The organism is Helicobacter sp. 11S03491-1 (genome assembly GCF_002272835.1).
In the GTDB taxonomy this organism is placed as follows: domain Bacteria; phylum Campylobacterota; class Campylobacteria; order Campylobacterales; family Helicobacteraceae; genus Helicobacter_J.
In genome coordinates this window covers 194,705-210,163 of sequence record NZ_MLAO01000001.1, presented here as the reverse complement: position 1 = coordinate 210,163, position 15,459 = coordinate 194,705, and the positions used below count along the sequence as shown (strand labels likewise).

General features: G+C 36.5%; 9 protein-coding genes. 4 read left to right on the top strand and 5 right to left on the bottom strand.

Annotation, left to right across the window (positions count from 1 at the left end; genetic code table 11):
• The first annotated feature begins 108 nt into the window (after positions 1 to 108).
• The gene (locus BKH45_RS09005) at positions 109 to 240 is read left to right on the top strand and encodes a hypothetical protein (protein ID WP_257874464.1); all 132 of its coding nucleotides are present in this window, start codon (positions 109 to 111) and stop codon (positions 238 to 240) included.
• Between the two features lie 1,449 nt (positions 241 to 1,689).
• Here BKH45_RS09005 and BKH45_RS00935 read toward each other — a convergent pair.
• From BKH45_RS00935 to BKH45_RS00915, 5 genes are all read right to left on the bottom strand, one after another.
• Positions 1,690 to 2,556 (bottom strand): DMT family transporter, encoded by an 867-nt coding sequence (locus tag BKH45_RS00935; protein ID WP_095273592.1) that lies wholly within the window; start codon positions 2,554 to 2,556, stop codon positions 1,690 to 1,692.
• 24 nt (positions 2,557 to 2,580) lie between these two features.
• A complete protein-coding gene (putP, locus tag BKH45_RS00930) occupies positions 2,581 to 4,074 on the bottom strand; it encodes a sodium/proline symporter PutP (protein ID WP_095273591.1) in 1,494 nt (497 codons plus the stop codon).
• A 26-nt stretch (positions 4,075 to 4,100) separates the two neighbouring features.
• Entirely contained in the window at positions 4,101 to 7,643 is a 3,543-nt protein-coding gene (locus BKH45_RS00925) for a proline dehydrogenase family protein (RefSeq protein ID WP_095273590.1), read from the bottom strand.
• A 415-nt stretch (positions 7,644 to 8,058) separates the two neighbouring features.
• Entirely contained in the window at positions 8,059 to 9,501 is a 1,443-nt protein-coding gene (locus BKH45_RS00920; RefSeq protein ID WP_095273589.1) for an amidase, read from the bottom strand.
• Positions 9,502 to 9,545: 44 nt separating this feature from the next.
• Complete coding sequence (locus BKH45_RS00915) at positions 9,546 to 11,036, bottom strand: alanine/glycine:cation symporter family protein (protein ID WP_095273588.1); 1,491 nt, start codon at positions 11,034 to 11,036, stop codon at positions 9,546 to 9,548.
• Between the two features lie 378 nt (positions 11,037 to 11,414).
• Here BKH45_RS00915 and BKH45_RS00910 point away from each other — a divergent pair, with 378 nt between their 5' ends.
• The 3 genes from BKH45_RS00910 to ald are packed head-to-tail and all read left to right on the top strand — an operon-like array spanning position 11,415 to position 15,291.
• Positions 11,415 to 12,749 carry an amidohydrolase family protein gene (locus BKH45_RS00910; RefSeq protein ID WP_180675555.1) on the top strand — a complete coding sequence of 445 codons (1,335 nt, stop codon included), beginning with the start codon at positions 11,415 to 11,417 and terminating at the stop codon, positions 12,747 to 12,749.
• 45 nt (positions 12,750 to 12,794) lie between these two features.
• Positions 12,795 to 14,129, top strand: coding sequence for an amidohydrolase family protein (locus BKH45_RS00905; protein WP_180675555.1), 1,335 nt, complete (start codon positions 12,795 to 12,797; stop codon positions 14,127 to 14,129).
• Between the two features lie 43 nt (positions 14,130 to 14,172).
• Entirely contained in the window at positions 14,173 to 15,291 is a 1,119-nt protein-coding gene (gene ald / locus BKH45_RS00900) for an alanine dehydrogenase (protein WP_095273586.1), read from the top strand.
• Positions 15,292 to 15,459 lie beyond the last annotated feature (168 nt).

Genomic DNA, 15,459 nt, shown 5'->3' with positions numbered 1-15,459 from the left:
GACTCTTCTCATCCATCAAAAACAAAGGAGCAAAATTTAAGAATATCAAAAAATAATCTCAGATAATCTTTGAGAAATGATCTCAAAAAGATCAACAAAAGATTCAAAATGAAGGGAAAATCCCTTGTGTTCTCTAAAATATTATTTGTTTGTTTGACTGATAGTAAGCTTGAAAATCACTCCAAGCGCTCCAAACCTATCCGGACTATGAAGGCAAAAACATCAGAAGTGAAAGTTTGACAAAGATGTTTGAAAGATTGCTTGCTTGGAGTTTGTTAGCTATATTGAGGGTGTTTATTTTGTGTTCCGTTATTACCCGTTAAAATTTCTGAAAGCGTTTTTTATTTTTTACCTATGTTGTTGTAAGTGGGTCTTTGGGGAGGAACAAAATAAATCTAATAAATCTTAAGTAGCTAAGTTAGCTTGAGCTACAAAAGAGCATCCAAAGTATATAAAAATTAAGAAAACAAATCATAACCGGCAAGGTTGCAGCAAGAGTGCAACAAAATCCTATTGAGAGATCGAGAGGTTTTTATATTGAGGGATAGGATTTGATAGATTTGTGAGAATGATCATTCCTAAAGATTAAGGATAAAACGGGGATCTTAATTGTGAGAAGCTTGGAGATATTTGGAAACTTTCGGGATTCCTAAAGTTGATTGAGTTTTGCAAGAATTTAGAGAGTTTCCGGAGGGTTTGCCAATTCATTTAGAATCTGAAGAGATTCCTAAATCCAAAGCATTGATAGGTTTAAAAGATTTGTAATGATCTTAAGTTTATTTGAAGATTTATAAAATTTTCCGGAGTTTATAAAAGATTCCTAAAGTATTTTTAAGTTTATTAAAAGACTTGAGACATACAAAGATCTGAAGAAATATTTGAAGTTTGAGAGTTTAAGAGATGATAGATACTTATTTCCTTATTTTGTTGTTGTCTATATTGGTGATAGGGTATCTCATCGCAGTGAGAGATTAAGTTTATTTGGTTTGGTTTTATTCCGTTATTACCCGTTAAAATTTCTGAAAGCGTGTTTATTTTTACCTATTATTGTTGTAAGGTAGGTCCTTTGGGGAGGAATACAAACCAAATCTTAAAGTGCCAAATAAATTTTTAAATTCTTGACTCTTAAAGATAGTTCTAATTATACAGAAATCATCAAGAATAGATTTCTAATAAGCAAGAATATAAAATAAAATATCAATATAAATATTAAATAAATAAAAATGAAATAAATAAAAAATTAAAGCTAAAAATAAGAAAAATAAATCTTTCAAAAAATAAAATATCCAAAAACTAAAAAAGAAGCAAGATAAAAAATAATCTTGAGTTTGATAGAATATTTGGCAAAATTCTAAAGAAAAATCCTAAAGAAGATGACTGATACTCATTCCCTTGTTTTTTGTCTTCCATCTTGGAGATAGAGTTGGAGAAGCGTATTTTATCACCATGAGAGATTAGAAGAGATTAGACTTGTTTGGATTAGCCGTTTTATTAGTCCGGTTTTGGTCGGCTTATTTGATTGATTTGATAATTTCCGGTTTTTAGTTAGGCTTGTGTTTGGTTTTTTATGTAAAAAACTGCACTTCAAGAAGATTGATATCAAAATCAAAAATGTTTTTTGAAGGCGAGTGAATTTAATCTTAAGGGTTGGTATTTTAGGTATGCTAACCTTAAAGTATTGGTTTATCTTTATCCGGACGAATTGTATTTTGGTTTTGATTGATAAAAATTGATAAGATAGATAGCCCCCAGTGCGATAGATCCGCCTATAAGGGTATGAATCTTGGGGGTTTCACCCAGAAGAATCCATGAAAATATCAGAGCCCCAATAGGGACTAACAAAATAAAAATACCCCCTTGCATAACCCCTAAAACTTTGATCCCTCTATAAAAAATCGTTGTAGCAAAAGTGGTGGATAAAATCGTTACATTAAACATCGCTATCCAAAAAGATAAACCTGTATTTTTAAGGGGCGCTAACTCTTGTGTGAATAAAAAGGGCAAAAATAAAACAAAAGGAAAAATAGAGCTATAGAAATTTACTATGATGGGGTGGCTTGATTGTGTAGCGTATTTTGAACTGATTGTAAGAGCTGCCCATAGGAGCGCTGCGAATACATAAATGATATTGAAAAAAGAAAACAAAGTATTAGGGTGGGCAATATCTACCAAAAAAGCTGCTGCAATAAGCCCTAAAAACAATCCAATCTTTTCTTTTTTCAAAAGGGTGGATTGTTTGATAAAAGTATAAATCACAGTGGCAAACAAAGGAGATAGCGCTTCAGCAATAACCCCTGCACTTCCGGCATCCCCATGTGGGAGACCAATCAAAAGGAGATAATTATAAATAGTATTAAAAATCCCTATTAAAAAAATAGGGATAAGGGATTGTTTGGGGATGCAAAAGGGGATTTTGAGATAAATTATCACAGGGATGAAGCTTAAAAATACAATCCCACATTTAAGACAAGCAATCTGAAAAGGGCTTACACCTGCTTCCATCATTATTTTTGATGCCGGCCATGTAAGCCCCCATAACATCATCGCCAGAAACATTAAACCTTTCATGAGGTGTTGTGATTAATGTTGGATACGAATTTCTTTCAACATGGTTTCAAAGGCTTCTTTTGTGCCTTTTCGAACGGGTTGCAACAAACTCACGATAATAATAGCGAGACTTGCACAAACAAATCCGGGAATAATTTCATAAATTCCAAAATGTTGAGAGAGAAAATTTTTATACACAACAACGACTACTGCTCCAACAATCATGCCCGCAATAGCCCCCATTCTAGTCATACGTGACCAAAAAAGTGAGAATAAAATAACACTACCAAAGCTTGCTCCAAATCCTGCCCATGCATAAGCTACGATATGCAATACGCTTGAAGTTTTATCTGTAGAGATAAAAAACGCCACACAAGCTACGATCAAAACAGCAATACGCGAAAAGAACATTACCTTTTTGGGAGAAGCTTCTTGATTGAACATTTTTTTATAAAAATCTTCCGCAATGGTCGAGGAAGAAACCAGAAGTTGCGAACTTGCTGTGCTCATAATAGCAGCTAATATCGCACTCAGTAGAATCCCTGCAATCCAAGGGTTGAAAAGCAACTGACTCATCACGATAAATATTTTTTCAGGATCATTGAGTGAGATATTGAACTTTTGAATATAGGCAATACCCAAAAATCCTAACACACAAGCCCCAATCAAACTAATAACCATCCATGAGATCCCAATGGTTGTCGCTGTGGGGATCTCCTTGATAGATCGGATAGACATAAAGCGCACGAGGATATGAGGTTGCCCAAAATAGCCCAATCCCCATGCCATGGAAGAAATCACCCCCAAAAGACTCACGCCTGTGCTAAAAGAAAGGGCTTGGGGCTTGATATCTCTGATTAGTGCGGTAGCCTCTCCTATCCCGCCTAAATGATAAAGCATTACACAAGGTACAACTACAAGCGCTCCCATCATCAAAAGCCCTTGAATCAAATCTGTCCAACAAACTGCCTTATACCCTCCAAAAAATGTGTAAGCTACAATGATTAACGTCCCTACGATTAAAGCATAGTTGTATTGGATACCAAAAGTAGCTTCAAAAAGTTTCGCCCCTCCTACAAGTCCTGAAGAAATATAAATAGTGAAAAATACCAAAATAACAAATGCAGAAATAATCCTTAAGATATGCTTGTCATCGGAAAATCTTGTTTCGAAATAATCAGGGATTGTAATGGAGTTGGCAATGACGCTTGTATAAACACGTAATCTTTTGGCTACAAAAGACCAATTGATAAAAGCGCCAATACTCAAACCAATGGCAATATAACTCTCAGCCAGACCCCCGACATATAATGCGCCGGGTAATCCCATCATGAGCCACCCGCTCATGTCTGAAGCTCCGGCTGAAAGAGCGCTGACAAAAGGACCTAATGAGCGGTTACCTAAAAAATAATCCTCCGTTGTTTTGTTTTTGCTGTAAAAATAAAATCCAATAAAAAGCATCACCAACGCATAAATGATGAAAGTCGCAATAATTGGGAAACTTAAAACAACGGTTTCTAAATTCATTTTTATCCTTTGTAAGTTAAATTAAGTTATGTTTTTTGAACTCCTTTTTGTAGAGCTCTAGCACCGAGATTACCATATCGATGATAAGATATACTAACAGATTTTTCCAAATGATAATAGAGTAACTCAAAACGACCATTGATAAGGGGTTTTGAAGAGGCAATGATAATTGCATTAGCTGCGCCGGCTTGATAAAGGTTGTCTTCTTTGTCCGGTTTGGCAAAATATCGCACACGTCCAAATGAAGAGATTTGTTTTGCAAATTCTTCCGAACTTTCGTAATGGATAGTGGCTTTGAGCCCCATTTTAGTGAGATTTTGTTCTATAAAAACAAAATAAGGGTTGCTTTCTCTGGAATCAATGCTTATAGTAAGAGGGATTTGACATGTATTCGCCCCTATAATCACGCCCATAATATCGACCAAATTGTCTTCTTTGGTAACACGATACCCGATAGATTTGACTTTTGTATAAGAGAATAAGTTGTCTTCACCACGGATATTAACATAGTCTTTTTTGGTTTCAAATTCATGCTTATGATGATAAGCATAACTTTTTGCCATAGCAACAATTGTTTTGAGTGCTTCTTGTTGCTCTTTGTTGAGACCTGTAGATTGCGTAAATTGTTCCAGTTTTTTGGAAATAGGGCAACTCAAGAGGTTAGCATCAGGGGTTTTTTGAGAAATATTCATAAATTGTGTTACATAGTTAAATATCCCTACTTTGCGTCCAAAACCAATGGCTGATTTTTTGATCCCGCCAAAGGGCTGGCGCAATACAATAGCGCCTGTTGTGGGCTTGTTAATATAGATATTCCCTGCTTCAATATGTTCAACATAATAATCCCATTCACGTTCATCCAAAGATTCTAACGCGCTTGTTAGTCCATAACCTGTAGCATTTGCCAAAGAGATAGCATGGGGAAGGTCTTTGGCGCACATAACAGAGAGGATAGGTACAAAAAGTTCTGTTTTGTGAGTATAGTCTCCTTCTTTTGTGCCATACTTGATAGCCGGTTTCATAAGGTAAGGATTTTTGTTTTCAAAACTTGGTTCAATCAGCCACTCTTCATAATCTTCTTTGGAGTCAATAGCTTTTTGGACTTTGTCATTAACTTTGTCTGCCAGAGTGCCTATTTTGTTTTTGAAAACAAAAGGATCGCCTACTGCCATGCTTTGAGCGGCATCAATAAAGGTTTTCTTAAAGTTTTCATCGTTATAAACTTCTTCTTCTAAAATAAGCAAGGAAGTAGCGGAGCATTTTTGACCTGAATTACTAAAGGCTGAATGAATAATATTTTTGATAGCTTGGTCTCTATCTGCCATTTTGCTAACAATAGTGGCATTCTTGCCTCCTGTTTCTGCGCTGAGGAGGAGGGCAGGATTGGCTTCAAGCATTCTATAAGCAGTATCTTCCCCACCTGTAAGGACAGAGAAACTGATAGCTTCATCTGTCAAAAGATATTTGCTAATATCAGATCCTTTTGCGGGGAGATAGATGAGGGCATCTTTTGGGATGCCTGCTTCCCAGAAACATTCACACAATAAATAACCTGTAACACCAGATAAGCTTGAGGGTTTGTATATTACACGATTCCCTGCTGCCAGAGGAGCTGCTATAGTTCCTGCTGAGATACCTACAGGGAAATTCCATGGGGCGATCACTACCCCGATACCTCTAGGGGCGAAATTTGTTTGTGGGTTTTGATCTTTGAGGGTTTGAAGGCTGTAGGGATAAAATTCCAGAAAATCAATGGCTTCACTGACTTCTGCATCCGTTTCTGCATAGGTTTTGCCTACTTCTAGAGCTGCTATACCGATGAGATCACCTCTTTTTTCACGCAATTTTTGTGCGACTTGGGAGAGGAGCTTGTGGATTTTATGTGAATCCATTTTTGAGAACCCGCTATTATCTTCTTTGGCGATGTTGAGGACTTGTTTGATTGCTTTTTCGTTCGCATTATGGATAGTGGCAATTTTTTTATTGACAATCTTGTCAAATATTTCTACTTTTTTCATGCCTTCAACTTCAAGCTTGTCTCCGGCAATCGGATAAATTTCTAAAGGAGAGAGATTTTGATATTTATCTTTAATATTTTTTGCCCATTCTCTGTTGTGAGCAAGGATGAAGTCTGTATCACTTTCATTGCTAAAAGTTTTGTGATCATAAGTGCTTTTGCCACTTTGCGGGAGGAGACGATTTTGTGTTCTATGGGTAGAATTGTCAAGCTTCGCGACATTTGCCAAGGAGTCTAGGAAGAGTTGTTTTTGAATTTCCCAATTTTTTGATCCTACTTTGAGATTGAAAAAATATCTCATAAAGTTATCTTCACTGGTATTTTCATCAAGTCTTCGGACCAGGTAAGCAATGGCATTATTAAAATGTTCTTCATTGCAAACAGGCGCATAAAGAATAAGTTTGTGCATATGGCTAAGCTCATAAGATGCTTGCAAACTCATTCCTTCCAGCATTTCAAAGGTGAAGCTATCTTGAGCGCCTTTTTCATAGATTCTTGTATAGGCATAAGCGATCTCAAAGATATTATGAGAAGCAATACCAATCTTGATATATTTATAGTTATCGCCTTTTAAGACAAAATCAAGCATTTTGTTATAGTTGGAGTCTGTATCCATTTTTTTGTCAAAAGTGGGAAGTGCCCAGTCTTTTTGGGAAGCAATGGTTTCTTCAGATTCCATATTGGCACCCTTGACGAAACGGATTTTAATGGCAGGTTTGCCGGATTTGACCCTTTCTTTTGAAAAGGCATGGAGTTTTTCCAGATACATCAATGAATCAGGGATATAAGCTTGCAAAACAATCCCTGCATTGATGTCAAATTTTTCAATAGATTCCATAAAGGCAGCTACTGTTAATTCCAAGTCCCTGAACTCTTCCATGTCTAAGTTGATAAATTTCTCTACACCATGGTTTTTCTCATATTCTTGAGCGATACTATAGAGAGCATCTAATCTTTTGACTACTTCGGATTTTGAGTATTCAAAATCAATGATATTAATTTGTGAAAAAATTGTAGTGATTTTGATAGAAATGTATTTGATATGCTTGGATTTTAGAGCATCTTCATATTTATGCATGCGGTAGTGAGATTCAGCTTCGCCCAAAACTTCTTCTCCAATAAGATTGACATTCAGAGTGATGCCTTGGGCATCTCTTTTGATGATATGGGCATCAAGTTTTGATTTTTCTTCATCTAATACCATAGTTTTGGTATCTTCTCGAATATAATTTACAAAGAAAGGCACACTCATATTAGGTGCAAGTTTCCCCGCAGAGAGAAAAGCCATTAAAAGAAACTTTTCATAAGCGGAAAAAAAGTCTGCAATTCCATATTTACCTAAAATATATTCAATTTCATTAAACCTGGCTTTGTTGTCAAAACATCGAAAACTCCTATCCAGTAATTCAATGAGCATTACTTTATTTTTAGGATTTTCTAAAAGTTTTTGCATCTTTTTATGGAATTTTTTTTCTACCGAAGAAATATTTTGAGTAATTTTTTCTTGCAATGTTTCTGCTAATTGAAGCGATTTAGAGACTAGTTGATCCATATTTTCATCCTCGACTTATTTTGAATTTTGCTAATAAGATATTTAATTTTTTCTTAAAATTTTAATAAAAATGATAGATAAGATGAAAATTTTTACTCAAAAGTGTAAAAATGCTACATAATTGGGTAATTTTAAGCTATTTTTGAGGATTCTTAATTATTGTTATTTATAAAAATTATTATTAAAATATTTATTTTTATAAGAATCATTACTATATTTTTAGTATCATAAATTTACAAAAATATTAAAAATTAATTTATTTTGCTTGCTATTTTTTGATGATAAAATAAGCAGCGTGTATCAAAGCAAATAAAAAGAAATATAATATAAGGATTATTATTTTCAGAGGGGTATCTTCTACCCCTTATTCTTTGTGTTAAGCTAAAGATTGTCCCCTTCTCTTTGTAAATCGGGATTAATCAAACTTGAAAGGCATTTTCGCATGGCGTTCAATATCTTCTGCTACTTGCAAGCATAAATCAGCTCGGTAATCAGAAGCAAAAAGTTGCACACCTTGAGGGATATGTCCATCTTTAAGTCCCGTAGGGACACTCATGCTGGGATAATTGAGACATACAAGGGCAAGCAAGGGGATTTGTGCAGGCATAATAACTTCTTTGAAATAATCATCGCCCCTTAAATCATCCCCATGTTTGAAGGGTTCTTTGCCTGATACAGGCAGCATAATTACAGGATAAACATCTAAGATTTCATTATAAATTCTTCTAAGCTCATCTCTTTTAGCAATCCCTAACATATATTCACGCATATCTTTTGCGCCCGGGGCTCCATACACCATTCCCTTCCAAGCTTGTTGTACATCTTTTGATCCATAATCATCAATATAATGACCTATCATGGTTGTTTTCTCGGCAATAAGGATCTTACCCCATACTTCCGCAGCGATATTAAAATCCGGAAGTTTGATTTCTTCGACAATATAACCATCTTCTTGAAGCCATTTAGCTGTCTTGATAAGATTTTCTTTGATGGACGGTTGAATTTCCATCCCATCAATTTGAGTTACCAGGGCGACTCTTTTAATCCTGCAATCATCATAAGTGAGTGGGGCAGGGACCCAAACTTGATCATAAAGACTGCCTTTGGAGAGGACTTCCAGACCCAATCGGATATCTTGGACATTTCTTGCCAAAGGTCCTTCAATAGAAAAAAACTCGCTTGCAAATGTTCTCCCTCCGGGACTGCTTGGATCAAATTGGGGGATTCTGCCCCATGTAGGTCGCAATCCTACCACGCCACAAGCATAAGCCGGGTAACGGATAGATCCCCCTATATCATTCCCATGCCCGATAAAACACATCCCGCTCCCTACTGCTGCAGCAGCCCCCCCACTGCTTCCCCCGGGTGTGAGAGAGTCATCCCATGGGTTGAGTGTCCTTCCAAAAAGAGGGTTTTCGCTAAACCACCTGATAGCAAACTCAGGAAGATTGGTCATTCCGATGGTTACACATCCTGCAGCATTAAAATTAGTAGCAATGGTGCTGTCACCTTGGCAAATTCTCTCTTTGAAAATCCCTCCGTTAGTGTTTCTTTCTCCTTTGACATCTACGTTATCTTTGATAGTTACAGGGACGCCATGTAATGGAGAGAGAATAATGCCTTGAGCGATGAGATCATCAGCTTGTTTAGCCTGTTTGAGTGCTTTTTCTTTCATCAAGTTGATAATAGCATTGAGTTTGGGGTTGATTTTTTCTATTCTGTCAAGCACGCTGAGAGTAGCCTCTGTAGAGCTAATGGCTTGATGCCTGATGCCCAGTGCGACATCTGTGGCACTCCACTGCCAAATAGGGGAGGTTGGAAGAGTTTTTTGTATTTCTTTTTCTCGATTAAAATTCATTTTTTTTCCTTAAAGTTTAAAATTGGTATTTTTATGGTTTTTACTTATCTAATTATTTTATTTCGATCACCATCATCACTGTCCCAGCATTCGGCATTTTTAATGCCGAGTTTTTTGGCATTAAAGGTGGGTTCTATCCCCTTTTTCCTTTGTGAAACGTAGTCTTTGAGGGCAATTTTGACTACATTGGCCAGCAAAAAGATGGCGATGATGTTAATAGTTGCCCCAATACCCATCACGACATTTGCTGTTCCCCAAGCAAGTGTCGATGAGGCTTGTGCCCCCACATAAACAATCACAATAGTAATCACACGATACAAAAACAAGACAATAGGGTTGTCCTTGAGGTATTTGACATTCATTTGTCCTACATAATAGGCTCCAATGATAACTGTCGCTGTTAAAACAACAATCAAGAAGGTGATATAATAATCTCCCCATATCCCAAAACTTTCTTTCATAGCCGCTTGCACAAGAGGCATATCTGTAAGTCTTTCTCCGGAAGCGTTTGTAACTCCTTGAGTATAAACGTCGCTAAAAAGGATAAAAAATACAGTTAATGTGGCAATGACGGTATCAATAAACACACAAAAAGCTTGCACGATACCTTGTTTGACGGGATGGCTTGTATGGGCTGATGAAGATGCTCCCGGGACAGATCCTAAACCTGCTTCATTGGCAAAAAGTCCTCTTTTTATCCCGATAACGACCACACTTCCGGCGAATCCTCCAAAGATTGTTTTAAAATCAAAGGCGCTTGAAAAAACTTCTTTGATAACATACAGAGTTTTGGTGTAGTGCATACCAATACTGATACAGGCAATAATAAGAAAAAGTCCTGCCATAAAAGGAGTAACATAACTTGTAAATTTAGCAATATAACGCCCCCCGCCAAAAAACATAATGCCGGAAAATATGGCTAAACAAATTCCTATATAAATACTGAGATTATTTGTTGTTTGGGCTATAGGGTAGGCTTCAAAGGAGCTATAAATAATGTAACTGTAGAGTCCAATAAAAGCCCATCCAATCAGTATTGTTACCACGCTATATAAAATAGCCGTTTTTTTGGCGTGGAGTCCTTTGGTCAAGTAATAAGCAGGACCGCCTTTAAATGCCCCTCCATCTTTGCTTTTATAAATTTGTCCCAGAGTATTCTCAGCAATAGCAATCGATCCGTTTAAAAAAGCAGCCACCCATATCCAAAATATAGCTCCGGGACCTCCCAACACAACAGCGACAGCCATCCCTACGATGGTCCCCATCCCTACTCGAGTCCCCATGGAGATCATGAGGGCTTGATAGGGGGATATATGATCTTTGTTGCCTTTGGCATTGGCGTCTCTTTCTGTGATGACATGGAAGGCATCTTTTGTGAGCACCACTTGAGGAAAACCTAACTTAAAACTATAGTAAATCCCGGCCAGAAGAAGAAGTACGACTAAATAATAACCCCAAATAAAATTATCTGCATTGCTTATAAAATCGGAAACAACGCTTATAAAATCAAACTTTCCAATATTTTCTATTCCCATAATGTTCCTTTAAGATTAAATTAAAGTTATAATTTCTTATCTTTTTTTATTCTACAAATAATATTTATTTTTATGCTATTTATATTTCTAAAATACCATGAAAATATTTTTATTTGTTACTTTTATACTCATTAATATTTTTAAAAACAGGATTAAGAGTGCTTTGAAAAGCCCTCTATATTTGATGAAAATTTACATGAAAAAATTAAAGGTATTATTTTTAAATTTAAAAATAAATAGCAATTTGTTATATTATGAAGAAAGTATTAGATAGTTATTTGATAAAAATAAATATTTTTGATATATTTGTTTTGCATTAAAGCTTGAAGAATACCATATTCAAGTTGATTATAGAAATATTTTAAAAAGGATTCAATGATGATGACAAGAAGAAAAGCCATTGCAGGTATGGGGGCTGTAGGGTTAGGGATAAGTTTGGGTTTTGGATCTGAAAAAAAACCTCAAGATAAAAATATTTTAATTAAAAATGCCGTTGTTTTTGATGGATACAATCAATTAAAAGGACTTCAAGATATCTTAATTAAAAATAACAAGATCACACAAGTAGCTCCCGGTATCAAAGCTCCTTCTGATGCTCAGATAATAGACATCAAAGGGAAATTTTTAATGCCCGGTCTTTTAGATGCTCATTGGCATACGATGCTCGCAGCTGCTCCTATGAGTGCTTATAATTTACCTGATGACGGGTTATTGGTAGCTGCGGCTGTAAAAGAAGCTAAAAAAACAGTTTTAAGAGGCTTTACCACCATAAGAGATATGGCCGGAGGAGTATTTGGAATCAAAAAAGCTATTGATGAGAAAATCATTTCAGGACCCAGAATTTTCCCTAGTGGCGCATTTATATCCCAAACTGCAGGGCATGGGGATATGAAACCCATTACGGATGCCCCGACATTTTATGGAGGGACACAAGTGCCTATGGAGCAAAGAGGTGATTTTGTTATTGCTGATGGTGTGAGTGAAGTTTTAACAGCTGTGAGATGGCAACTCAAAAAAGGAGCCAGTCAGATTAAGATTGGTGCGGGGGGAGGAGTTATCAGTGAATTTGATCCGATGGATTCCCTCCAATTTAGCCCGGAAGAAATGAAAGCTGCTGTTCAAGCTGCCTCTAGCTGGGGAACTTATGTATGCGCTCATGTTTATTCGGATGTTGGGATTAATCGTGCTGTGGATGCAGGGATTTTATCAATTGAACATGGACAATTAGCCGGTGAAAAAACAATCAAAAAAATGGCAGATAAGGGAGTGTGGCTAAGCACTCAAGCAATGGAGACCAATCAATATTGGCCTAAACCTCTAAGTCCCAAAGGAGCAATTTTAGATCGTAAATGGAGAAAAGTCCTCCAATATGCAATCAAAAATAAATGTAATTATGCTTTTGGGACAGATTTTTTATTCTCACCTCATGCTGCAAGTGGTCAGAATTATAGTCTTTACCTCTTTTCGGAGGTTTTAGGCGCTTTAGATGCCCTCAGAATGGCAACTTCAGGAAATGCAAAATTACTTGGAATGAGTGGGGAAAGAAACCCTTATATAGATGGTAAGATAGGAGTTATCCAACCGGGAGCTTGGGCAGATTTGATTGTTGTTGATGGCAATGTACTCCAAGATTTCAAATTGATCTATGAATATGAAGATAAATTTCATCTGATTATCAAAGATGGTGATGTGGTTAAAAATATTCTTGCATAAGTGTTGTATAAATAAAACTTAAATTACAAAAAAAAGGATTCAATGATGATGACAAGAAGAAAAGCCATTGCAGGTATGGGGGCTGTAGGGTTAGGGATAAGTTTGGGTTTTGGATCTGAAAAAAAACCTCAAGATAAAAATATTTTAATTAAAAATGCCGTTGTTTTTGATGGATACAATCAATTAAAAGGACTTCAAGATATCTTAATTAAAAATAACAAGATCACACAAGTAGCTCCCGGTATCAAAGCTCCTTCTGATGCTCAGATAATAGACATCAAAGGGAAATTTTTAATGCCCGGTCTTTTAGATGCTCATTGGCATACGATGCTCGCAGCTGCTCCTATGAGTGCTTATAATTTACCTGATGACGGGTTATTGGTAGCTGCGGCTGTAAAAGAAGCTAAAAAAACAGTTTTAAGAGGCTTTACCACCATAAGAGATATGGCCGGAGGAGTATTTGGAATCAAAAAAGCTATTGATGAGAAAATCATTTCAGGACCCAGAATTTTCCCTAGTGGCGCATTTATATCCCAAACTGCAGGGCATGGGGATATGAAACCCATTACGGATGCCCCGACATTTTATGGAGGGACACAAGTGCCTATGGAGCAAAGAGGTGATTTTGTTATTGCTGATGGTGTGAGTGAAGTTTTAACAGCTGTGAGATGGCAACTCAAAAAAGGAGCCAGTCAGATTAAGATTGGTGCGGGGGGAGGAGTTATCAGTGAATTTGATCCGATGGATTCCCTCCAATTTAGCCCGGAAGAAATGAAAGCTGCTGTTCAAGCTGCCTCTAGCTGGGGAACTTATGTATGCGCTCATGTTTATTCGGATGTTGGGATTAATCGTGCTGTGGATGCAGGGATTTTATCAATTGAACATGGACAATTAGCCGGTGAAAAAACAATCAAAAAAATGGCAGATAAGGGAGTGTGGCTAAGCACTCAAGCAATGGAGACCAATCAATATTGGCCTAAACCTCTAAGTCCCAAAGGAGCAATTTTAGATCGTAAATGGAGAAAAGTCCTCCAATATGCAATCAAAAATAAATGTAATTATGCTTTTGGGACAGATTTTTTATTCTCACCTCATGCTGCAAGTGGTCAGAATTATAGTCTTTACCTCTTTTCGGAGGTTTTAGGCGCTTTAGATGCCCTCAGAATGGCAACTTCAGGAAATGCAAAATTACTTGGAATGAGTGGGGAAAGAAACCCTTATATAGATGGTAAGATAGGAGTTATCCAACCGGGAGCTTGGGCAGATTTGATTGTTGTTGATGGCAATGTACTCCAAGATTTCAAATTGATCTATGAATATGAAGATAAATTTCATCTGATTATCAAAGATGGTGATGTGGTTAAAAATATTCTTGCATAAGTGTTGTATAAATAAAACTTAAATTACAAAAAAAAGGATTGTTATGATTATAGGTATTCCAAAAGAAACAATGAACCATGAACATAGGGTGGGGCTTATCCCTTCAGACGTAGAAAGATTGAAAAAATCCAATCTTAAACATCAAATTTTAGTGCAAAAAGGTTTGGGTGAGGCTATTGGCTTCACAGATAATATGTATCAAGAAGCCGGAGCAGAGATTATTGCAGATCCTAAAAATGTATGGGAAAAATCTGAATTGCTTATCAAATGTAAAGAGCCCTTAGAAGATGAATATCATTATTTGCGTAAAGATATGATTTTGTATAGCTTTTTGGATTTGGCATATTCAAAGGAATTAGCCCAAGCTTTGGTAAAATCAAAAGTAACTTCAATTTGCGGGGAAACGATACCGGGACCTAAAAATAATTATCCAATTTTAGCCCCTATGAGTGAAGTAGCCGGAAAGCTTGCTGCTCAACTTGTAGCAGAATATTTTTGCACCCAAAAAGGAGGCAGAGGTATTTTGATTGGTGGGTGTGCGGGTGTCCCTCCTGCTAGAGTTGTTGTAGTTGGAGGGGGTGTAGTGGGCATGAATGCTGCAAAAACTCTTGTAGGAATGGGGGCAGATGTATGGGTACTTGATGTTGATATGCATAAAGTAGCTACTCATCCATTGGTGATTGAGAATAAAGTTAAACTTCTTTATGCTTCTGAAGAAGGGATTAGAACAGCACTTAATGGCGCTGATGGTATTGTAGGAGCAGTTTTAGTAACAGCTACTCAAACCCCTAAAGTTATCAAGCGTGAGCATTTGAAATTAATGAATCCCGGTGGGGTGATTGTAGATGTAGCTTGTGATTTGGGAGGTTGTATTGAAACTATCCATCAAACTACACATGATAACCCTACTTATTTTGTAGATGGTATTTTGCACTACGGGGTGCCTAATATGCCCGGAGTTGTTGCGAGAACCTCAAGTATTTGTTATTCTAATGAGTCCATGCCTTATGTTTTAAGTATTGCTAATGAAGGTTGGAGAGAAATGCTTAAAATGCCTGGCGCTTTGATGGGGCTTAACGCTTATGATGGTAAAATTGGTCTCAAAACAGTCGCAGATGCTTTTGGGTTGCCTTATGTAGATGCAAAAACACTCATTCATTGAGTCTCTTAGAGCTTGTCTCTAAGAAGTATTGTGAAAAATTTTTAGAATTTTTATTTTTAGAATTTGGAGGATAAGACCCTTGTTTATAATATTTTTTTAAGTTATTTGTCCAAAGATAGGAAAAAAACTCATCTTTTTTCGTGCAATAAAATTTATTTTTTTATTTTT

What these genes read in the sequence shown, in the direction of transcription:
- BKH45_RS00915 (WP_095273588.1), bottom strand. Translation starts at nt 11,036, where the DNA reads ATGGGAATAGAAAATATTGGAAAGTTTGATTTTATAAGCGTTGTTTCC.
- BKH45_RS00905 (WP_180675555.1), top strand. Translation starts at nt 12,795, where the DNA reads ATGATGACAAGAAGAAAAGCCATTGCAGGTATGGGGGCTGTAGGGTTA.
- BKH45_RS00935 (WP_095273592.1), bottom strand. Translation starts at nt 2,556, where the DNA reads ATGTTTCTGGCGATGATGTTATGGGGGCTTACATGGCCGGCATCAAAA.
- BKH45_RS00920 (WP_095273589.1), bottom strand. Translation starts at nt 9,501, where the DNA reads ATGAATTTTAATCGAGAAAAAGAAATACAAAAAACTCTTCCAACCTCC.
- BKH45_RS09005 (WP_257874464.1), top strand. Translation starts at nt 109, where the DNA reads ATGAAGGGAAAATCCCTTGTGTTCTCTAAAATATTATTTGTTTGTTTG.
- ald (WP_095273586.1), top strand. Translation starts at nt 14,173, where the DNA reads ATGATTATAGGTATTCCAAAAGAAACAATGAACCATGAACATAGGGTG.
- putP (WP_095273591.1), bottom strand. Translation starts at nt 4,074, where the DNA reads ATGAATTTAGAAACCGTTGTTTTAAGTTTCCCAATTATTGCGACTTTC.
- BKH45_RS00910 (WP_180675555.1), top strand. Translation starts at nt 11,415, where the DNA reads ATGATGACAAGAAGAAAAGCCATTGCAGGTATGGGGGCTGTAGGGTTA.
- BKH45_RS00925 (WP_095273590.1), bottom strand. Translation starts at nt 7,643, where the DNA reads ATGGATCAACTAGTCTCTAAATCGCTTCAATTAGCAGAAACATTGCAA.